Here is a 20554-nt window from a genome sequence, read left to right as displayed (position 1 = left end):
CTTGTGACGATTCGCGGCCCGCCAGGGTTCCAGCGCCGCAGAGATCTCGCTCACCCCCCGCGCCCGCAGCCACGCCAGATAGGTGTGGACGAGCGTGACCGCGAGCGCCCCCCTCCCCCCACGGCGGACGCGACCCGCTTGACCGACCCGTGGCGCACGTCCCCCGCCGCGAAGACGCCCGGCACGGACGTCTCGAGCAGCGCGGGCCTGGGCAGGCCCGGCTCGTTCGGGGCGTCGTCGCCGGTCAGCACGTAGCCGCGGCGGTCCTTCGCCACGTCGTCGCCCATCCAGTGCGAGCGAGGCTCCGCGCCGATGAGGACGAACAGGACGCCGGGAACGTCCTCCTCCGCGCCGGTGCGAAGGTCGCGCAGGCGCAGGGACTCGACGAAGTCGGTCCCCGTCCCGCCGATCACCTCCGTACGGTGACGCACCGTGATGTTGGGCGCGGCCGCGATCTCGCGGATCAGGTACTCCGACATCGACTCGGCGAGGGTGGCGCGGCGGACGAGGATCGTGACGTGCTCGGCGTAGCGGGCCAGGTGGACTGCGGCCTGCCCGGCCGAGTTGCCGCCCCCGGCCACGTACACCAGCTTCCCGCGCATGGCCCGAGCCTCCGAGACGGTGGCCCCGTAGAACACCCCCCGCCCGGTCAGTGCTTCCAGCTCCGGGACGCCGAGGCGCCGGTAGGCGGCGCCGGTGGCGACGATCACGGTCGAGCTCCGCACGGAGGAGTTGTCGCTCAGCCGCACGGAGAGGAGGTCGCCGGATCCGGCGAGCCCGGTGGCGGCGCGCATGAAGTGGAACCGGGCACCGAACGTCCAGGCCTGCTCGTAGGCGCGGAACGCCAGCCGGCTGCCCGAGATGCCGCTGGGGAAGCCGAGGTAGTTGCGGATGAGTGAGGAGGTGCCCGCCTGACCACCCACCGCCTCGGTCTCGAGGACGATCGTGCGCAGCCCCTCGGACGCCGCGTACACCGCCGCCCCCAGCCCGGCCGGGCCGGCGCCGACGATCGTCAGGTCGAACTCCTCGTCCGCGCGGACGGGTTCGAAGAGGCCGAACGCGTCCGCGATCTGGATGTCGGTCGGGTTCTGCAGCACGGTCGGGTCGCGCCGGAAGTGCAGCAGCACCACGGGGAGTCTCGGGTTCTGCACACCGGCACCCTGCAGGATCGCGCGCCCGTCGGCCGTGGCCGAGTCGTAGAAGCCGGTCGGGATGTGGTTGCGGTCGAACAGGTCACGCAGGTGCTGGGTGCGCCGGTCCCACCGCTGCCCCACCAGGCGGACGGCCTCGAACGTGGTGCCGCGCCGGCTGGCGGCGTCGTCGAGGAACTCGCTGACGGTGCGGTGGAACTCCTCGTCGGTCTCCAGCTCGGGGCTGGTGATCCAGCGGTCGACCATGCCCATGCCGATGGCGTCGAAGATCGGCCGGGTGGCGCTCCAGTCGCCCCAGCGGGCCACCGCCACCCGCAGCGCGGTGCGCTCGACCTGCAGCGACTCGAGCACGGTCAGCCCGTCCGGCTCCGCCTCGCCGTAGCCGACCATCAGCAGCGCCACGGGCACCTCCGCCGCCCGCAGCCGCTCGAGCGTCTCGCGCGTGGACGTGACGTCGCCGTGCACCCGCAGCTCGTAGTCCTCCCCGTACCGACGGCGAAGCGCCCGCTGCACCAGGGCCCGCATGCCGGGCTCCCGGCTGAGCACGACGATGGCGGGTCGGGTCACGGCTGCAGCGCCTCGCGGAGGGGCGCCGGTCTCGCCTCGGCGGCCACGAACGCCGCCGACCCGGTGGCCGCGATCGCCGTCGCCATCACCAGGAAGACCAGGGCCGACGCCGAGCCCCACCGCACGACGTCGGCGAACCTGCCGGCCACGACCAGCTGCAGCACGCCGAGGACGGCGTAGGCCACCGCCGGCACGCGCAGCAGGTCGAGGTCGCCGGCGCGCACGAGCAGCGCCGCGGCCACCCCGTAGGCCACCAGCCACGACCCGACCACCCGTGCCGTGAGCGGGGTGAGGGGCCACGGCCAGAGCAGCTCCGCCGTCGCCGGCGCGAGGTACAGGGCGGAGCCGACGACGAGGAGCACGAGCCCCTCGACCACGAGCAGCGTCACAAGCCAGGCGGGCAGGGGGCGGCGCGGACCGGGCGGGACGGCACGCCGCTGCTGGAGGACCAGCACCACGGTCATCCCGACCGGCACGACGACGTAGACGGCGAGCCAGAACCACGCCGCGAACCGCGGCAGCAGAAGGTCCACGGCGAGGTGGAACCGGTCGAGGTGGGCGAGCGTGGCGGTCAGCGTCAGGGCGGTGAAGACCAGGATCGTGACGAGCGGGATCCGGGTGCGCGCCCAGCTGCCGCCGTGCCAGGACAGCAGCACGAGCACCGTCCCGGAGGCGTACCCCGCGCCGAGGAACGCGGCCGTGGCAGCCGGATCGATCGTCCACGCGAACGACTCGTCCGTCTCGGCGGCGCGGACGAACAGCGCCCCGACGGCGACCGTGGTGAGGCCCGCGAACAGGGCGAGGAGCACCCGGGTGGGCAGGAGCAGCCGGTCGGTCCGGTCCTGGGACGTCATGGCACGCCTCCGCGGTCCGACGTCGTCTGGTGGCGCGCTGGCGCTCCTCCCCCGCGGCCGGCCTCCTCACCGCCCTCGGCACGAGACTACGCCGGGCACGGCGTGCCGAGCAGCCCCCGCAGGCCCCCGCCTGGCCACCTGCTGCCATGGCCGGAAGTCACCCGTGACTAGCGGACGGGTGCGGCCCGGAGGGCTCATCGGCACCGATAGCCTCCCCGCTCCGGCGGCTGGGGGAGACACGCCGGACGAGGACGGCAGGTCCGTCTCCCCGAGCCACCCCGAGGAGAGACATGACCCGCTCGCACCGGCGCCGCGACCCACGGCGCCTCCCCGCACGCCTCGGCGCGTGCCTGACCGGCGCGGCGCTGCTCGGCGCCGCCGCCGTCCTGCCCGCCACCGCCGCACCGGACGCGCCGGAACCGCTGCAGAGCAGGACCGGCCCGACGGTCCCGGACGCTCCGACGCCGCAGCCCGCGCTCTCCGGCCGATGGTTCGTGGAGGTGGACGGCGAGCCCACCGCGCGTGGCGGGAGCTCCCGGGCCGCCGACCGCGCCCAGGACGCCGTCGTCGCCCAGGCCGAGAGGGAGGGCGTCGACCTGAACGTCCGTCAGCGCTTCACGACGACCTGGAACGGGTTGTCCGTCGAGGTCGCCGACGCCGAGGTCCCGGCCCTGCGCGAGGTTGCGGGCGTCGTCGACGTCTACCCGGTCCACGCCGTGCCGATGCCGGAGGAGCCGGCGGCGTCGCCCGAGCTCGCCTCGGCGCTGGCGATGACGGGCGCGGACGTCGCGCAGAGCGAGCTGGGTTTCACGGGCGAGGGCGTCAAGGTCGGCGTCATCGACTCCGGCATCGACTACGACCACCCCGACTTCGGCGGCACCGGGACGAACGGGACCACGACCTTCCCCACCGCGCGCGTGGGGTACGGGTTCGACTTCGTCGGCGACGCCTACGACGCGGGGGGCCGAGGGTGAGGCGGCGGTGCCGCGGCCCGACTCCCTGCCCGACGACTGCGGCGGCCACGGCACCCACGTGGCCGGCATCGTCGGCGCGGCCGGCGACGCGGCGGCCGGCGGCGTCGTCGGGGTCGCTCCCGGTGTCACCCTCGGCGCGTACCGCGTCTTCGGCTGCTCCGGCTCCTCCGACACCGAGGTGATCCTCGCCGCCATGGAGCGCGCGGCCGACGACGGCATGGACGTGGTCAACATGTCGCTCGGCGCCTCCTACGTGACCTGGCCGAGCTACCCGACGGCGGCCGCCGCCGACGCTATGGCCGACCGCGGGGTGGTCATGGTGATCTCGCAGGGCAACGAGGGCGACATGGGCACCTTCTCCGGCGGTGCGCCGTCGGTGTCGGACAAGGCGATCTCGGTGGCGTCGTTCGACAACACCCTCGTCACCTCCCCCACCTTCGTGCTCGACTCCGGCGAGACGGTCGGCTACGCCGCGTCCACCGGCGCGCCGCCCGCCCCGACGTCCGGCTCCCTGGAGGTCGTCGCCCCGGCGCCGCACCCCGAGGGGAGCGTCCCGTCGGACTCCCCGCTGCTCGGCTGCGCACCCGCGGAGGGGGCCGAGGGCAGGGCGCTGCTGGTCAGCCGCGGCACGTGCTCGTTCCACGAGAAGGCGGTGGCCGCGCAGGAGGCCGGCGCGGCGGCGCTCATCATCTACAACAACGTCCCCGGCATGATCAACGCGACCGTCGAGGGTGCCACGCCGATCACCATCCCGGTGGTCACCGTGTCCCTGGAGAGCGGCCTGGCCGTCCAGGACGCGCTGGCCGACGGGGCCGCCACCCTGACCTGGACGGAGCAGACCACCCGGACGGCGAACCCGACGGGCGGACTCGTCTCGGACTTCAGCTCCTACGGTCTCTCGGCCGACCTCACCCTCAAGCCCGACCTGGGCGCGCCGGGCGGCCAGATCTACTCGACGTACCCGCTCGAGGAGGGCGGCCACGCCTCGATCTCCGGCACGTCGATGGCCGCGCCGCACGTGGCGGGCGCCGTGGCGCTGCTGTTGCAGGCCCGGCCGGACCTCTCCCCTGCGCAGGTCCGCGACCTGCTGCAGAACAGCGCCGACCGGCAGGTGTGGTCGGGCAACCCGGACCTGGGCCTCCCGGAGCCGGTGCACCGGCAGGGCGCGGGCCTGCTCGACGTCGACGACTCGATCCTGTCCACCGCCGCGGTCTCCCCGGGCAAGATCTCGCTCGGCGAGAGCGAGAACGGGCCCGTCACCACGACGCTGACGCTCACGAACGACTCCGACGCTCCCGTGACGTACGAGATCGGGTCCGAGGACGGCATCTCGACGGCCGGGTCCTCGCTCCTGCCGGACTTCTACCTCGAGGAGGCCGTGGTCGAGGCACCGGCGTCGGTGACCGTGCCCGCCGGCGGCTCGGCGAGCGTGGACGTGACCATCACGGCCCCGGACGCGGACGGGCTCACCGGGTTCATCTACGGCGGCTGGATCACCCTGACGTCGGGCGACGACGAGCTGGTGGTCCCGTTCGCGGGCCTGGCGGGCGACTACCAGGACGTGACGGTGCTGACCGACTACCCCGGCATCGCGCTGCCCGCGCTGGGCGCGTCGGTGGACGGCGAGCTGTACACGCTCGACGGCGGCCACACCTACTCGATGGCCGGCGACGACGTGCCGTACGTGGTCTACCGGCTCGACTACCCGGTCAGCGACCTGCGCTTCGACGTCTACCGGGCGAAGGCGGACGGGACGAAGGGCGCCGCCGTGCACCCGCGCTTCCACACGTTCCTCACCACCGGGGAGCTGGGGCGCAGCCAGACGCTGGACTTCGTCGCCTGGGACGGCGCCACGCCGCTCAGCAACGGCAACGACAAGCTGAGCGACCTGCCCGACGGTGACTACGTCGTCGAGGTCACGGCGGTGAAGGCGCTCGGCGACCCGAGCGACCCCGACCACCTCGAGACGTGGACGTCACCGGCGTTCACCATCGACCGGGGCTGAGGCTCGAAGGCCGGGCGCCGGCCCGCGCGCGGCGCCCGGCTGAAGGTCCACGACGCGGCGTGGCGCGGTCTGCCACCCCAGCGTGCCGCAGCCGCGAGAGTGGCGCACAACGGTGAGGATTCGGTGCCGCACAGGCGTCGAATCCTCACCGTTGTTCTCATTCCGGCGGGGCCGTTGCCGTTCCGGCGGGCATACTTCGCCCGCACTCACGCCTGCTGTCTGGCTGCACCCGTCGCGCCCGGTCCCGCGCCGGGCGCCAGCCGGCTGCGGCGGCGGCCGTACACGGCGTACATGACCAGGCCGATCGCCATCCACACCGCGAACCGGACCCACGTCTCGGCCGGCAGGTTCAGCATGAGCCACAGGCAGGCCGCGGCCGAGACCAACGGGAGCACCGGAACGCCGGGAACCCGGAACGCCCGGGGCAGGTCCGGCCGGGTCCGCCGCAGGATGACCACACCGATCGAGACGAGCACGAAGGCGAACAACGTCCCGATGTTGACCAGCTCGGCCAGCGTCCCGAGCGGGACGAGGCCCGCGAGCAGGGCGACGGCGATCCCGGTGACGACGGTGATGCGGTACGGCGTGCGGTACCGGGGGTGCACCGCGGCGAGAGCCGGCGGCAGGAGGTGGTCGCGGCTCATCGCGAACAGCACACGCGACTGTCCCAGGATCATGATCAGCACCACCGACGTCAGACCCGCGATCGCCCCGACCGAGATGAGGCCGGAGACGAACGTGAGCCCCACGCTCCGGAACGCCTCGGCCAGGGGTGCGTCGGTCGACAGCTCCGTGTAGCGCTGCATCCCCGTCACCACCACCGAGACGGCGACGTAGAGCAGCGTGCAGATGGCGAGCGAGGCGATGATGCCGCGCGGCAGGTCCCGCCTCGGGTTCCTGGTCTCCTCGGCGGCGGTGGCGACGATGTCGAAACCGATGAAGGCGAAGAAGACGATCGCCGCGCCGGCGAAGATCCCGCCCACGCCGAACGTGCTCGGCGTGAACCCCGCGACCAGCTGGATCAGCGGCGCCGTCCAGCCGCTCGCGCCGGACGTCCCCGGTTCCGACGGGGGGGACGAAAGGCGTGTAGTTGGCGGTGTTGACGTAGAAGAGACCGAGGAAGATCACGAGCAGGACGACGGCGAGCTTGATCGCCACGATCACGGCGGTCACCCGTGAGGAGAGCTTGATCCCCAGCACGAGGACGGCCGTGACGGCCAGCGCGATGGCCATCGCCGGGACGTTCAGCGTCGCCGTCTCCCCCGCGATCGACTCCGGCAGCGGGAGACCCAGGTCCCCGAGGAGCCGGTTGAAGTAGCCGGACCAGCCGACCGAGACCGTGGCGGCGCCCAGCACGAGCTCGAGCACGAGGTCCCAGCCGATGATCCACGCGACGAACTCGCCGAAGGTGGCGTAGGAGAAGGTGTAGGCGGAGCCGGCCACCGGCACCGTCGACGCGAACTCGGCGTAGCAGAGCGCAGCCAGCCCGCAGACGACGCCGGCCACGACGAAGGAGATGGCCACGGCGGGACCGGCCTGCTCCCTGGCGACGACACCGGTGAGCACGAAGATGCCCGTCCCGATGATGACGCCGACGCCGAAGACCACCAGGTCCAGCGCCGAGAGGTTCCTGCTGAGCCGGTGCTCGGGCTCCTCGGTGTCCCGGATCGACTGCTCGACGGACTTGATGCGGCTGAGTACGCCCACAGCACACCTCCTCGCGCAAGGCGGTGCCAGCCCTCCCCCGCTCCGCAGAGTCTCACGGGCTCGGCCGCCCCGCATGCCCACCGGGCGCGCCCCGTGGGCATGCGGTCACTGGATCACTGCGGCTGCCCCGGACCGGCGCCGGACCGGCCGTCGCCACGGTGCTCCGGGCTCTCGCCCGCGTCGTGGTCGACGTCGCGGGGCTGGCCGTCGTCGCGGCGTCCCGGCACCTCCCCCGCGTCGAGGTAGACGACGCCGGAGTCCAGGTCGACGGGCCCGAACGGCGGGGCGCCGTCGCCCGGGCGGCGGATGTCCATCTTCTGGCGCTTGCGCTCCTCCACGAGGTGCCGCAGCCCGGGCTCGAAGATCATGAAGAACTCCGACATGTCGGCACGGTAGCGCGTCCCTACAGCTCGCCGACCGCCTTGAAGCTGGCGTCCAGCGCCCGCCGGGTCCGCTCGAAGTCGCGCGCGGCGACGCCGACGAAGACGCAGTCCACCACCGTCAGCTGCGCGATCCGGCTCGCCATGGCGCCGGAGCGGAACGTGGTCTCGCGCGTCGTCGTCGCCAGGACGAGGTCGGCCCGGCGGGCGAGCGGGGAGCGCGGGTGGTTCGTCAGGGCGACGGTCCTGGCACCGCCCTGGCCGGCGACGCGGAGCGGCTCGATGACGTCCGACGTCGCCCCGGAGTGCGAGATGGAGAAGACCACGTCCTCGGGGCCACGGAGGGAGGCGAGCGTCATGGCGGCGTGGCGGTCGGTGGCGACGCTGACCGCGAGGCCGAGGCGAGAGAGCTTCTGGCCAAGGTCGTGGGCGGTCAGGCCGGAGGCGCCGATGCCGAAGACGTCGATGCGGCGGGCGCCGACGAGCGCGTCGACCACCTGCTCCAGCACGCCGACGTCGAGCCCGGCGGTGGTGCTCTCCACGGCGCGGGAGTCGGCGTACCCGATCTTGGCGACGATGTCGGCAAGCGTGTCACTGGGGTCCATGTCCCCCGACAGCGGGGCCCGGGAGCTGCGGCCCTCCTCGATGCCCGCCGCCGTCGCCAGGGCGAGCTTGAGCTCGGGGAACCCGGAGAAGCCCATGTGCTGCGCGAAGCGCACCACCGTCGGCGGCGAGGTGCGGCACCGCTCGGCCAGGGAGGTCACGGACTCGCGCGCCACGAGCAGCGGGTCGGCCACCACCGCCTCACCGACGCGGCGCTCCGCGGGCCGCAGCTCGGGCAGCATCCCGCGCACACGACTGACCAGACCGACGGTCGGTGCCTCGCTCAACGGGAGCCTCCTGCCTGCGACCTCACCGCGAGCCCCTGCGCCCGCGACGGGTCGTGTCATGTAAATCAGTGAGCCCAGGTTACAGTCATGTGGAAACTCTTGACATACCCGCGCGTTCGCGGAAATGTCCTGCTGACACCGTGGTCACGACGACTCGTGCCGCACCCGGGCCGCCGACGTGCGGCGCCGAGCGGCCGGGACCGGCCTGAAAGGACACACCATGCACCGCCGCAGACTCCTCGCCTCCACCGCCGCCGCGGCGGCGGCCGTCCTCGCGCTGTCCGCATGCGCCCCCCTCCGACGACGCACCCGACCCGGGCGCGGAGGGCGGGGCGACCTCAGCCGCCGGCTCGGAGGACTGCGCCGAGCCGGTCGCCCTGGACGTGTGGTCCTGGCGCACCGAGGACCAGGACGCCTACGAGACCATCTTCGACGTCTTCGAGGAGGCCAACCCCTGCATCACGGTGAACTTCCAGGCCTACAAGAACACCGAGTACAACCAGATCCTGCAGACCGGGCTCACCGGCTCCGACGGCCCCGACGTCGCGCAGGTGCGCTCCTACGGCCTGCTCCAGCCTCTGGTCGAGGGCGGCAACCTCGCGCCGCTGGACGACGTCGTCCCCGCCCTGGCGGACTTCGACGAGGCCGCGCTCGACGGCGCCCGCGGCCGGGAGGACGGCAGCCTGTACGGCGTCCCGCTGGCCGCGCAGACCATCCAGGTCTTCTACAACACCGCCATCTTCGAGGAGCACGGGCTCGAGGAGCCGGAGACCTGGGAGGACTTCATCGCCGTCAACGACACGCTGAAGGAGGCCGGCGTCACGCCGCTCGCGGTCGGGGCGAAGGACGCCTGGTTCGTCCCGACCGTCCACGACGCGCTGACCGCCGCCCAGTACGGCGGCGCCGACTTCCAGCAGAAGCTCCGCGACGGCGAGACCGACTTCAACGACCCGGCGTACGTCGAGTCGATCCAGACCTTCGCCGACCTCGAGCAGTACATGCCCGACGACGTCGTGGGCGTGGCCTACACCGACGCCCAGGTGCTCTTCACCTCCGGCGCGGCCGCGATGTTCGCCGGCGGCTCGTACGAGCTGGCGTTCTTCCAGTCCACCAACCCCGAGCTCGAGCTCGGCGTGTTCCAGGTCCCGCCGCCGGAGGGCTCCGCCCTCGACCACCCCGTCAGCGCCGGCTACGCCGACGGCAACTGGGGCCTCTCGGCCGCCTCGGACAACTCCGAGGAGGCGGAGACGCTGCTGAACTGGCTCGCGAGCGAGGAGTTCGGGCAGATGGTCGCCAACGACCTCAAGCAGTTCTCCCCGGTGCCCGGCGTGACGTTCGACGAGCCGCTCATGCAGGAGATGTGGGACCTGTACCAGGAGAACCCCGCCCCGTACCTGCTGCTCGTGGACTACCGCTACGGCGACCCGGTCGGCACCGACCTCATGGGTGAGGGCGGCCAGCAGCTCTTCCTCGGCGAGCTCGACGCGGCCGGGGTCGCCAGCAAGATCCAGGACGGGCTCTCGGCCTGGTGGACGCCGGGCCAGTGACTGCCCCGTCCGGACCCGCGACGGTGACCGGGCGGGCGGCGGAGGAGGCTCCGCCGTCGGCCGGGCGCCGCCGCCCTCCCCTGACCGCCGCCCTGCCGACGGGGACGGCCCTGGTCTTCCTGCTTCCGGCGGCGCTGCTGTTCGGGTTCTTCGTGCTCTACCCCATGGTCACTGCGCTGACGTACTCGCTGTACTCGTGGCGGGGCACCTCGCAGGAGGAGTTCGTCGGGCTGGGCAACTTCGTCCAGCTGTTCACGGCGGAGCCGTACGCCACGCAGGTGCCGCGGGCGTTCGCGCACAACCTCCTGCTGTTCGCCGGCTCGATGGTGGTGCAGAACTCGGTCGGGCTGCTGCTCGCCGTGGTGCTGCACCGCCGCCGCCGGTTCAAGCGGCTCTTCCAGGTGCTCTACACGATGCCGTACCTGGTCTCGCCGCTCGTGATCGGGTACCTGTGGTCCCTGCTGCTCTCGCCGCTGTTCGGGCCGGTCAACGCCCTGCTCAAGGCGGTCGGGCTCGAGGCGCTCGCCCTGCCGTGGCTCGGCACCCCCACCACCGCGCTGTGGGTCGTGGTGCTGGTGACCGCCTGGCAGTGGGTGGGCTTCCCGCTGCTGCTCTACGGGGCGGCCCTCGGCGGGCTGGACGCCTCGCTGGACGAGGCGGCCGAGCTCGACGGCGCCAGCGCCCGCCAGCGGTTCTGGCACATCACCCTGCCGCTGCTCACCCCCGTGATCGGGACCGTGAGCGTGCTGACGTTCATCTTCTCGATGGAGGCGTTCCCCATCCCGTACGCCCTCGGCGGCTCGACCGGCTCCCCCGCGGGCGCCACCGACGTGATGTCGCTGCTGTTCTACCGCACCGCGTTCCAGTCCGGCTCGTCCAACGCGATCGGCACGTCCTCGGCGATCGCCATCCTGCTGTTCCTGGTGATCTTCGGCCTCTCGGTCGCGTTCAACCGGTGGTTCCGCCGCGCGGAGAGGCGGCTGCACTGATGGCCACGACGCTCGCCGCGCCCGGGGCCACCGCGACGACGACACGGCCGGCCACCCCGCCGGGGCGCCGCACCGGCGGGGTGCGGGCCGCCCTCACCTCGACCCTGCTGTGGGTCTACGCCGCGGTCGCGATCCTGCCGCTGCTGACGATGGTGCTGAACTCCTTCCGCACGGACCAGGAGCTGGTCTCCGAGCCGCTGGGGCTGCCGGCCGAGCCGAGCCTGGCCGCGTACCAGGAGGCGTGGATCGAGGCGTCGTTCTCCACGTACTTCTGGAACTCGATCGTGGTGACCGTGGGCTCCGTGGCGCTCTCGACGGCGGTGTCGCTGCTCGCCGCCTACGCCCTGGCCCGCAGCCGCTCACGCCTCATGGGCGTGATCGAGCAGGTCTTCGTCTCCGGCCTGATGATGCCGGTGTTCCTGATGATCGTGCCGATCTTCTACCTGCTCGACTCGATCGGCATGGTATCCACCCGCACCGGACTGGTGCTCGTGTACGCGGCCGTGTCCATCCCGTTCTCGGTGTTCGTGCTCGGCACGTTCTTCCGCCAGCTTCCCGGCGAGCTGGAGGAGGCCGCCCGCATCGACGGCGCGGGGCCGCTGCGGATGTTCTGGTCGGTGATGCTGCCGCTGGTCCGGCCCGCGGTGGCGACGGTGGTCGTCTTCCGGTTCGTGCCGATCTGGAACGACTTCTTCTACCCGCTGATCCTCGTCCGCGACCGGACCAGGTACACGCTCCCGGTGGGGCTGACGACGTTCTTCGGCGAGTACCAGACCAGCTGGTCGACGCTCTTCGCCGGGCTGGTGATCGCCACCCTTCCGCTGGTGGTGCTGTTCCTGCTGGCCACCAGGCAGATCATCTCCGGCCTCACCGCCGGCATGGGCAAGTAGGCATCCGGCCCGGCGGCACGCACGTGGCGCCGGGCGGGCGGCCCGTCCAGGAGCCGGGGCTCCGGCGGGGCGGCGGACGTCACACGGCGCAGAGCGGCCTGGGTGCGGAGGCGTGCCCGCGCGGGTGCGATGATCACCTCCGCCATGCCTGAATCGCGTCCCGTGCCCCTGCCCCGTGAGATCTGGGTTCTCGTCTCCGCCGCCTTCGTCATCGCGATGGGCTACGGCATCGTCGCCCCGGTGCTGCCGCAGTTCGCCCGCAGCTTCGACGTCGGCGTGACCGCCGCCTCGGTGGTGGTCAGCGTCTTCGCGTTCTTCCGGCTGACCTTCGCCCCCGTGGGCGGTCGGCTCATCGGCCGGCTCGGCGAGCGCCCGGTCCACCTCGCCGGACTGCTGGTCGTGGCAGGTTCGACGGCGGCCACCGCGTTCGCGCAGAACTACGCGCAGCTGCTGGTCTTCCGGGGCCTGGGCGGCATCGGGTCGACGATGTTCACCGTCTCGGCGATGGGCCTGATCGTCCGTCTCGCACCGCCGACGGCGCGAGGACGGGCCGCCTCCGCCTACGGCACCGCGTTCCTCATGGGCAACGTCGGCGGGCCGCTGGTCGGCGGCCTGCTCGGCGAGGCGGGCCTGCGCGTGCCGTTCCTCGTGTACGCCGCCTCGTTGCTGGTCGCCGTCGCGGTGGTCGCGGTGTTCCTCCGGCCGTCCGCCCTGCGCCCGCCGGCAGGCGCCGTGCAGCAGCCGGCGATGCGGCTCGGCGAGGCGCTCGCGCACCCGGCCTACCGGGCCGCCCTCCGTCTCGGCGTTCACGCACGGCTGGTCCAGCTTCGGGGGCGGGCGAGGGTCCCGAGCATGGTCGCGAGCTCGCCGATCACCGCCTGGCCCATCCGGCGGGGACGGCGCACGACGTCCCCGGGCAGCAGGGCGGCCACCAGCAGCGCGAGCGCGGCACCGACGAGCGCGTCGGACCAGCGCCCGACCGCGCCGTCGGTGAACATCGCGGCCGGCATCGCCACGACGACGATCGACTGCACGCCCGCCTGGGTGGTGAACAGCTGCCCGCCGTCGAGGAACCGGGCGGTGAGCGCGGAGATCAGCAGCACCGCGGCGACCTGCACGGGTCCGGAGCCGAACAGGAGCGCGAAGATCTCCCCGAGCCCGACCCCCAGCGTCACGCCGGCGCCCATCTCGGCGACCCGGCGGAGCTGACGGTCGGGGTTGAAGCCCAGGCAGACCCACGCCGCGACCCCGGCGAACAGCGGCAGCTGGTGCCCCAGCAGCGACGCGGAGACCAGGTATGCGAGACCCGCGGCGAGTGCCGCCGTCAGCACCGGGACGAAGGCGTCGCGGACGCGGCGCGACCCCTGCCGCGCCTGGACCCGCAGCAGGACGCGCCAGCGCCGCACGTCCGTGCCGCGCCCGACGGCGGCCGCGACGAGCCTGGCGGCCCTCCCGGGGCCCGGGCTCATCCGCGCAGGTCGCGCCGGCGCAGGCCGGCCCCGGGGCGCTCGGCGGGCCGGACGTCGGTCACGCCGTCGGTCCCGACGACGATCTCCTGTGCCGCCGCGACGCCGCCGGCGGCCAGGATCGCGTCGGCTGGGACGTTGCGCTTGACGACGGCGAGGGCGACCGGTCCGAGCTCCTCGTGCCGGACCACGGTGGTCAGGCGCCCCACGACCTTCTCGCCGTGCGTCACGTCGTCGCCGGGGCCGGGCAGCACGTGCTCGGAGCCGTCCAGGTGCAGCATGACGAGGCGGCGCGGCGGGCGGCCGAGGTTGACCACGCGGGCGACCGTCTCCTGCCCGCGGTAGCAGCCCTTGCTCAGGTGGACGCCCGTGCGCAGCCAGTCGAGCTCGTGGGGGATCGGTGCGCTCGTCGACCTCGCGGGCGAGCCGGGGGCGCCAGGCCTCGACGCGCAGCGCCTCCCAGGCCCACGTCCCGGCGGGACGACGCCGGCGGGTGGCCCGCCCCGCCGTCGGGGCGCAGAAGGCGTCCACGACGGCGGCCAGCTCGTCACGGCGGACGAGGGAGAGCGCGCGGTGGATCTCGATGCCGGGATGCTCGGCGTCGGGGCGGGCCGTAGTGGGTCGACCCGGGCGCCGTCCGCGGCCACGGGTCCTGCCACGTCAGCAGGTGGGCGGCGTGCTCCGCCACCGTCGTCCAGCCGCCGGCGGCGGTGCCCACCACAGCGACGTCGTCGCGCCGGGCGACCTCGACGCGGAGCATGAACCGCATGGAGTCGAGGAACGCGGCCAGGGACCCGGCGTCGGCCGCCTCGGTGACGAGCCAGGTGCGCTCGCCGTCGTCCTGGACCGCCGGAGCGTGGAGGACGTGGCCGTTGACGTCCAGGAGGAGGAGCTCGGTGGAGGCCCCGGCCTCGAGGCCGACGAGCAGCTGGGAGCTGAGGGTGTTGAGCCAGCTGGTCCGGTCGGGGCCGGCGACCGTGACCACGCCGAGGTGGGAGAGGTCGACGATCCCCTCGCCGCGGGCCAGTGCGCGCTGCTCGTGCACCGGGTCGCCGTAGTGGAGGGCGACCCCCGCGTCGGGCCCGGAGCCGGCCACGGCGCCGGGGCGGGAGAGCAGGGGGCTGCGGTAGGCGGCGTCCTCCGCGGCGGCGCCGGCCGCAGAGCCACCCGCGGTGCCGGGGTTGTCCGTGGCGGTCATCTCACTCCTCCCGGCTCAGGCGCCCCGACGCGTACGACTGGAGCTCGTGCCCGAAGGCCGCGAGGTCCATCGCCCACATGAGGTCGCGCTGGACGAGCCCGTACATGCGCGTCGCCCCGGTCATCTCCGCGGCGGTGGCGGTGCGCACCACGGCGTCCGTGGACAGCTCGATCCGCGGGCCGCGCACGGCACCGACGTAGACGGAGATCTGGCCGGCGGGGTCGGCCACCAGCACCTCGAGGTCGGTCGGCCCGGGCGCGGGGGCACCGGCACCCGTCCGGGCGCCGTTCCCCTGCGCCGGCGGGGTGGGCACCTCGCCGGGGACGGGGCGCCAGTAGGACGTCTCGGTGGACCACAGCTGGCCGGGGACGAGCGCGGCCGCCCCCTCGTGCCCGGTCATCTCCCGGGCGATGGGGCCGGACGCCTCGGGGTCGGCGAGGTGGATGGTCGACGTCGACCGCAGGTAGGGGCCGCCGTCGTGGTCGAACACGACCTCCTGCACGAAGGGGGTCTCCGGCACGCCGGGGTACCCGAGCATGCCGAAGCCGCGCCACGAGCCGAGGAGCCAGGCGAGCGGGTAGCACTCGGGGGCGAGGTCGTCTGGGAGCTGGAACGGCATGCGGCCAGGCTAGTCGTCCAGGGCGCTCACGCGCTGAGCAGGCGGCTGACCAGGTAGACCGGCACCCCGGAGGCGAGCACCAGCAGCAGCCCCGCGGCGAGCGCGGGGCGCACACGGCGGGAGGCGGGGAAGCGCCCGAAGAGGATGTGCAGCGCGGCCGTGAGGATCCCGGCGGCGAGGCCGACGAGGAGCCCGGGCACCGGCCCGACGCCGTCGAGCAGGGAGCCGGTCAGCAGGCCGACGCCTCCCCCGGCGACGGTCGCCAGGACGGCCACCAGGCGCGTCGGCGCGCGCACGGCGGTGACGGCGGCCGCCGCCGCGATGGCGGCCGCGGCCGTGACGACCAGCTCCGCGGTCACCGTCCCGCCCTCGACGGCGAGCCAGCCCGCGGCCGACGCCACCACGACGGCGCCCGAGACCACGCCGGCCACCGACTCGACGAGCCGGGGCCGACCGTCGCGGCGCAGCATCTGGTGGACGAAGGCGGCCACCACCGCCAGGCCCATGACGAGGGCGATGTCACTCAGAGCGGCGAGCCGCACGACGACGACGGCGGCGAGCGCCGTCAGCGCGATCACCAGGCTGCCGCCGCGCACGGTGGGCAGGGAGAGCAGCCGCGGCCACCCGGCGGCGAAGACGAGCCCGAGGGCGAGCACGACGCCCGTGAGGACGTCCTGGGAGAGATACCCGGAAACGGCGACCGTCGCGGCGCCGAGCGCGCTGAGCGCGGCCCGGGTGGAGGCGCCCATCACAGGTCGGCCCCGCCGGGTGGGGTCGGCTCGCCGCCCGGACGGTACGGGGCGGCGGTCATCACCCGGCGATTCTTGCAGATGGACCGTGGGCGTCCGCGCGGGGCACCCCCGCCGCGCCGTTACAGTGTCCTCACCCGTGAGGAGGGAACCTGTGGCGGAACTGGTGATGCTCACCGCCGAACCGGACGGTGCGGCCCGTGTGCTGCCCGCCCTCACCCTCCTCGCACATCGAGTGCGTGTGGCGCCGATGACCCCCTCCGCGCTCGTCGAGCAGGAGGGCGTGGCGGCCGTGCTGCTGGACGCCCGGACGGACCTCGTGGGCGCCCGGGCGCTGTGCCGGACCCTCAGCGGGCCGATGGCCGCCCCGCCCGTGCTCCTCGTCCTGGCCGAGGGCGGGTTCACCGCCGTCTCGCGCAGCTGGGGAGCCGCGGACGTCGTGGTGGCGAGCGCCGGGCCCGCGGAGGTGGAGGCCCGGCTGCGGATGATCGCCGAGACGGAGGACCCTGCTCCACGGGAGCAGGGCTCGCCCGAGCGGGTGGAGGCCGGCGACCTCGTGATCGACGCCTCCGCCTACACCGCCCGGGTCCGGGGCCGGGCGCTGGACCTGACGTACAAGGAGTTCGAGCTGCTGAGGCATCTCGCGCAGAACCCCGGGCGCGTGCTCTCCCGCGCGCAGCTGCTCCAGGAGGTCTGGGGCTACGACTACTTCGGCGGCACGCGGACCGTGGACGTCCACGTCCGTCGCCTGCGCGCCAAGCTCGGCAGCGAGCACGACCAGCTGATCGGCACCGTGCGCAACGTCGGCTACCGGTTCGACCCGCGAGGGCGGGACACCGTCGTCGACCCGCCCGACCCGGACGACGGCGAACCCGCCGCCCGCCGTGCCGCCGCGACCACGCGGGCTCCCGGCCGCTGAGGACCTGGACCGTCGGCAGTCCGGAGCCGGCGGCCCGCCGTCCTTCCGGACGCGCCGATCGCGGGTGACCCTGGGGGAGCCTGGCGCCCTGGCCAGGGGCTTCACCGCCGGGTCGTCCGAAGGGCTCCCCTGCGGTTGCGCGGGCGGGGAACCCCTGCCGTAGAGTGGGGCGCGACGTCGGGTCGCGAAAGCCCCGGGCTCCAACACAAGCCGCCACGAGCGGCCTTCGCGCCGACTGGCGCTCTCCGGCCCGGCGTCCTCAATCCCCCGCGGTCCGCCGCGGGCGGCGGGCGCAGCGACGCGACTCCGCCGTCGTCGCTCCGTCGTTGCCTCGCCTCGTCGGTCGCCACCGCGTGAGTCTCACCACGCCTCACCGATGCGGACGCCGGTCGCTCCTGGCTCTAGATTGGTGCCCGCCGGTTCACCCGGCGGTCATGTCCACGTCACCCGGGAGTCTCGGTGCGATTCCGCCTCACCCCCCAGGACGGCGCCTTCTTCGACCTGCTGGCCACCAGTGCAGGGCATCTCGTGCGCGGGACCGACCTTCTCGCGCGCATGCTCGGCGCGGACCGCACCCAGCGGGTGCGCCTGGCCGAGCAGCTGCACCAGGTGGAGCACGACGCGGACGAGAGCACCCGGGACTTCCTCGGCCGGCTCAACCAGACCTTCGTCACGCCCTTCGACCGGGACGACATGTACTCCCTGGCGACCGGCATCGACGACTGCATGGACGCCATCGACGAGGCCGGCGACCTCATGGTGCTGTACAAGGTGGGCGTCCTCCCGACCGGCGTGGGGGACCTCGTCGCCGTGCTCCGCAGGTGCGCCACCGTGACGGCTGACGCCGTGCCGCGGCTGCGCACGATGACCGACCTGCGTGACTACTGGGTCGAGGTCGACCATCTCGAGCGTCAGGCGGACCGGGCCTACCGGCGCCTGGTCGCGGAGCTGTTCGAGCACGAGGAAGACCCCATCACGGTGATCAAGGTCAAGGGGGTGCTCGACGCGCTCGAGGAGGGCGCGGACGCCTTCGAGCGGCTCGCGAACAGCGTCGAGAGCATCGCGCTCAAGGAGTCCTGAGCGGCGTGGACGTCGTCCTCCTGCTGGTGGTGGTGGTCGTGGCGGTCGCCCTCGTCTTCGACTTCACGAACGGCTTCCACGACGCCGCCAACGCCATCGCCACCTCTGTCTCCACCCGCGCGCTCACCCCCGGTGTCGCCGTGGCCCTCGCCGCCACCATGAACCTCGTCGGGGCGCTCCTGGGCACCGGGGTGGCCGAGACGATCGGCTCGGGCATCATCACCCCGCCCGCGGGCGAGCACGGCCTCGGCGTCGTCCTGGCCGGGCTGCTCGGCGCCATCGCGTGGAATCTCCTCACGTGGTGGCTCGGCCTGCCGACCTCGTCCTCGCACGCCCTGATCGGCGGGCTGCTCGGGGCGGGCCTCGCCTCGGCGGCCACCGTTCACTGGGAGGTCGTCGGCCTGCTGGTGGCGCTGCCGATGGTGCTCTCGCCGTTGCTGGGCTTCGCCCTGGCCTACGCCGCGATGGTGGGCACGCTGTGGGCGGTGCGGTCACGCCCGTACCTGCCCACGCAGCGCCGGTTCCGGCTGGCGCAGACCATCTCCGCCTCCGCGATGGCGCTCGGGCACGGGCTGCAGGACGCCCAGAAGACCATGGGCGTGATCGTGCTCGCCCTCGTGGCCGGCGGCCTGCACGAGGGGTCCCGGATCCCGCTGTGGGTCAAGCTCGCGGCTGCGGGGACCATCGCCCTGGGGACCTACGCGGGCGGCTGGCGCATCATCCGCACGCTCGGCCGGCGCGTCATCGAGCTGGACCCCGCCCGCGGCTTCGTCGCCGAGTCCGTGGCCGCCGCCCTCTCCTACGTCTCGGCGTTAGGTTTCCACGCGCCGATCTCGACGACGCACGCCATCACCTCCGCGATCATGGGCGCCGGCGCCACGCGGCGGCTCTCCGCGGTGCGCTGGGGGGTCGCGGGCAACATCGCCGTCGCCTGGGTGCTCACGATCCCCTCCTCGGCGGCGGTCGCCGCCGGCCTGTACCTGCTGGCCGGGCCGCTGCTCCCCTGAGCCCGGCGCACGCGCCTCAGGTACCCACCGCGGTGGTCCCGCGTTAGCGTAATCACGCCGCGACAGCCGGAACCCGAGGAGCAGCTTGATGCGTGCGCGCACCCTGACCGCGATCGTCGCCATGTGCGCCCTGCTGCCGCTCGGTGCGTGCGGCGGCGGGGCCGAGGTGGTCGACCTCGCGGTGGGCGACTGCCTCGACCAGGACGAGCTGAAGGGCGACGAGGTGGCCTCGGTCCAGACCAAGGAGTGCTCCGAGCCGCACAACGCCGAGGTATTCGCCTCGGTCGAGCACGCGGACGGCGACTACCCCGGGCGTGCCGCCGTGGAGAAGCAGGCACAGGAGGAGTGCACGGCGGAGTTCGAGGACTTCGTGGGTGTGCCCTACGCCGAGTCGAAGATCTACTTCTCCACGCTCTCCCCCACGGAGGAGGGCTGGGACAGCGCCGACGACCGCACCTCCTTGTGCATCCTTCTCTCCGACGAGCCCGTCAGCGAGTCGCTGCGCGGTGCGGCCCGCTGAGCGGCCGTCCCGGGAGAGCGCCGCGGCGTCCCGGACAGCCTGAGCGACCCTTCCCGGACAACCTGAGCGGCAGTTCCCGGGCAGAGGGACGCGGCGCCCCGGACCGGCCGGGCTGACGGACCCGGCCCCGGACACGGACGGAGCCCGGCCGCACGGCCGGGCTCCGTCGTCGTCAGGCGCCCCCGGCTCACCCGAAGCGACCGGAGATGTAGTCCTCGGTCGCCTTGACCGACGGGGGAGGAGAACATCTTCTCGGTCGCGTCCATCTCGATGAGGTGTCCCGGCTTGCCGGTGCCGGCGATGTTGAAGAAGCCGGTGCGGTCGGAGACGCGGGCCGCCTGCTGCATGTTGTGGGTCACGATGACGATGGTGTACTCGTCCTTCAGCTCCGCCATGAGGTCCTCGATGGCCAGGGTCGAGATCGGGTCCAGGGCCGAGCACGGCTCGTCCATCAGCAGCACCTGCGGCTTGACGGCGATCGCACGGGCGATGCACAGGCGCTGCTGCTGACCGCCGGAGAGCGACGAACCCGGCCGGTGGAGGCGGTCCTTGACCTCGTTCCAGAGGTTCGCGCCACGCAGCGACTGCTCGACCAGGTCGTCCGCCTCCGACTTCCGGATGCGGTTGTTGTTGAGCCGCACCCCTGCGAGGACGTTGTCCGCGATGGACATCGTGGGGAAGGGGTTGGGCCGCTGGAAGACCATGCCGACCTGCCGGCGCACCTGCACCGGGTCGACGCCGGAACCGTAGAGGTTCTGCCCGTCCATGAGGGCCTCACCCTCGACGCGGGCGCCCGGGATGACCTCGTGCATGCGGTTCAGCGTGCGCAGGAACGTCGACTTGCCGCAGCCGGAGGGCCCGATGAGCGCGGTGACGGAGCGGGGCTCGATCGTCATGCTGACGCCCTCGACCGCGAGGAAGTCCCCGTAGTAGACGTTGAGATCCTTGACGTCGATGCGCTTAGACATGGGCGTTCCTTCCGGGGCTGGCGGGGCGGCTCGTGGGGGCGGGCCGACGCTGCGGCGCAACGTCTGCGTGCGCG

Annotated in this window: 17 protein-coding genes and 4 pseudogenes; 10 read left to right on the top strand and 11 right to left on the bottom strand. The window is 73.4% G+C overall.

The window, feature by feature from the left end; translation table 11 throughout:
* Nucleotides 1-50: 50 nt before the first annotated feature.
* Together DA06_RS09230 and DA06_RS09225 are read right to left on the bottom strand one after the other, a co-directional pair.
* Entirely contained in the window at nucleotides 51-1718 is a 1668-nt protein-coding gene (locus DA06_RS09230; RefSeq protein ID WP_052436563.1) for an FAD-dependent oxidoreductase, read from the bottom strand.
* On the bottom strand, nucleotides 1715-2572 hold the full coding sequence (locus DA06_RS09225) for a hypothetical protein (RefSeq protein ID WP_052436562.1): 858 nt from the start codon (nucleotides 2570-2572) through the stop codon (nucleotides 1715-1717). The genes DA06_RS09230 and DA06_RS09225 overlap by 4 nt, the downstream gene beginning before the upstream one ends.
* A 290-nt stretch (nucleotides 2573-2862) precedes the next feature.
* Between DA06_RS09225 and DA06_RS09220 the strand changes: the two genes are divergently transcribed.
* Nucleotides 2863-3546 carry a hypothetical protein gene (locus DA06_RS09220; RefSeq protein ID WP_052436561.1) on the top strand — a complete coding sequence of 228 codons (684 nt, stop codon included), beginning with the start codon at nucleotides 2863-2865 and terminating at the stop codon, nucleotides 3544-3546.
* A gap of 7 nt (nucleotides 3547-3553) precedes the next feature.
* Nucleotides 3554-5551 carry a S8 family serine peptidase gene (locus DA06_RS09215; RefSeq protein WP_052436560.1) on the top strand — a complete coding sequence of 666 codons (1998 nt, stop codon included), beginning with the start codon at nucleotides 3554-3556 and terminating at the stop codon, nucleotides 5549-5551.
* A 206-nt stretch (nucleotides 5552-5757) separates the two neighbouring features.
* On the opposite strand, the gene DA06_RS09210 is transcribed toward DA06_RS09215, so the two are convergent.
* The 4 genes and pseudogenes from DA06_RS09210 to DA06_RS09195 all read right to left on the bottom strand — a co-directional run bounded on the left by DA06_RS09210 (nucleotide 5758) and on the right by DA06_RS09195 (nucleotide 8528).
* On the bottom strand, nucleotides 5758-6567 hold the full coding sequence (locus DA06_RS09210; protein WP_418607946.1) for an amino acid permease: 810 nt from the start codon (nucleotides 6565-6567) through the stop codon (nucleotides 5758-5760).
* Nucleotides 6568-6700: 133 nt separating this feature from the next.
* Nucleotides 6701-7333: pseudogene (locus tag DA06_RS09205) on the bottom strand (amino acid permease); the annotation flags it as partial.
* Nucleotides 7334-7371: 38 nt separating this feature from the next.
* Nucleotides 7372-7641 (bottom strand): DUF6191 domain-containing protein, encoded by a 270-nt coding sequence (locus DA06_RS09200; RefSeq protein WP_043499312.1) that lies wholly within the window; start codon nucleotides 7639-7641, stop codon nucleotides 7372-7374.
* 20 nt (nucleotides 7642-7661) lie between these two features.
* A complete protein-coding gene (locus DA06_RS09195; RefSeq protein ID WP_043499310.1) occupies nucleotides 7662-8528 on the bottom strand; it encodes an SIS domain-containing protein in 867 nt (288 codons plus the stop codon).
* A gap of 383 nt (nucleotides 8529-8911) precedes the next feature.
* On the opposite strand from DA06_RS09195, the gene DA06_RS09190 reads away from it, so the two are divergent.
* From DA06_RS09190 to DA06_RS09175, 4 genes and pseudogenes are all read left to right on the top strand, one after another.
* Nucleotides 8912-10075, top strand: coding sequence for an extracellular solute-binding protein (locus DA06_RS09190; protein WP_052436559.1), 1164 nt, complete (start codon nucleotides 8912-8914; stop codon nucleotides 10073-10075).
* Nucleotides 10072-11064, top strand: a complete 993-nt coding sequence (locus tag DA06_RS09185; RefSeq protein ID WP_418607487.1) for a carbohydrate ABC transporter permease — start codon at nucleotides 10072-10074, stop codon at nucleotides 11062-11064. Before DA06_RS09190 ends, DA06_RS09185 begins: the two co-directional genes overlap by 4 nt.
* On the top strand, nucleotides 11064-11954 hold the full coding sequence (locus DA06_RS09180) for a carbohydrate ABC transporter permease (protein WP_418607485.1): 891 nt from the start codon (nucleotides 11064-11066) through the stop codon (nucleotides 11952-11954). Before DA06_RS09185 ends, DA06_RS09180 begins: the two co-directional genes overlap by 1 nt.
* A 129-nt stretch (nucleotides 11955-12083) precedes the next feature.
* Nucleotides 12084-12650: pseudogene (locus tag DA06_RS09175) on the top strand (MFS transporter); the annotation flags it as partial.
* A 110-nt stretch (nucleotides 12651-12760) separates the two neighbouring features.
* On the opposite strand, the gene DA06_RS09170 reads toward DA06_RS09175, so the two are convergent.
* The 4 genes and pseudogenes from DA06_RS09170 to DA06_RS09155 all read right to left on the bottom strand — a co-directional run bounded on the left by DA06_RS09170 (nucleotide 12761) and on the right by DA06_RS09155 (nucleotide 15986).
* Nucleotides 12761-13423 carry an FUSC family protein gene (locus DA06_RS09170; RefSeq protein ID WP_418607483.1) on the bottom strand — a complete coding sequence of 221 codons (663 nt, stop codon included), beginning with the start codon at nucleotides 13421-13423 and terminating at the stop codon, nucleotides 12761-12763.
* Nucleotides 13420-14618: pseudogene (locus DA06_RS09165) on the bottom strand (YgfZ/GcvT domain-containing protein). Before DA06_RS09165 ends, DA06_RS09170 begins: the two are co-directional and overlap by 4 nt.
* 1 nt (nucleotide 14619) lies before the next feature.
* Nucleotides 14620-15237, bottom strand: coding sequence for an FABP family protein (locus DA06_RS09160; protein ID WP_043499300.1), 618 nt, complete (start codon nucleotides 15235-15237; stop codon nucleotides 14620-14622).
* 26 nt (nucleotides 15238-15263) lie between these two features.
* Nucleotides 15264-15986, bottom strand: a complete 723-nt coding sequence (locus DA06_RS09155; protein ID WP_043499298.1) for a hypothetical protein — start codon at nucleotides 15984-15986, stop codon at nucleotides 15264-15266.
* Between the two features lie 154 nt (nucleotides 15987-16140).
* Between DA06_RS09155 and DA06_RS09150 the strand changes: the two genes are divergently transcribed.
* The 4 genes from DA06_RS09150 to DA06_RS09135 all read left to right on the top strand — a co-directional run bounded on the left by DA06_RS09150 (nucleotide 16141) and on the right by DA06_RS09135 (nucleotide 19512).
* Nucleotides 16141-16905 (top strand): response regulator transcription factor, encoded by a 765-nt coding sequence (locus tag DA06_RS09150; protein WP_052436558.1) that lies wholly within the window; start codon nucleotides 16141-16143, stop codon nucleotides 16903-16905.
* Between the two features lie 459 nt (nucleotides 16906-17364).
* A complete protein-coding gene (locus DA06_RS09145) occupies nucleotides 17365-17985 on the top strand; it encodes a DUF47 domain-containing protein (protein ID WP_043499296.1) in 621 nt (206 codons plus the stop codon).
* A gap of 5 nt (nucleotides 17986-17990) precedes the next feature.
* Nucleotides 17991-18992, top strand: coding sequence for an inorganic phosphate transporter (locus tag DA06_RS09140; RefSeq protein WP_043499295.1), 1002 nt, complete (start codon nucleotides 17991-17993; stop codon nucleotides 18990-18992).
* An 88-nt stretch (nucleotides 18993-19080) separates the two neighbouring features.
* Nucleotides 19081-19512 (top strand): septum formation family protein, encoded by a 432-nt coding sequence (locus DA06_RS09135; protein ID WP_043499293.1) that lies wholly within the window; start codon nucleotides 19081-19083, stop codon nucleotides 19510-19512.
* A gap of 187 nt (nucleotides 19513-19699) precedes the next feature.
* Here DA06_RS09135 and pstB read toward each other — a convergent pair.
* Nucleotides 19700-20480: pseudogene (gene pstB / locus DA06_RS09130) on the bottom strand (phosphate ABC transporter ATP-binding protein PstB).
* Nucleotides 20481-20554 lie beyond the last annotated feature (74 nt).

This window comes from Georgenia sp. SUBG003 (genome assembly GCF_000715355.2).
Classification (GTDB): Bacteria; Actinomycetota; Actinomycetes; order Actinomycetales; family Actinomycetaceae; genus Georgenia.
Note: the sequence above shows the minus strand (reverse complement) of the source record. Positions and strands in the feature narration are given on the sequence as shown.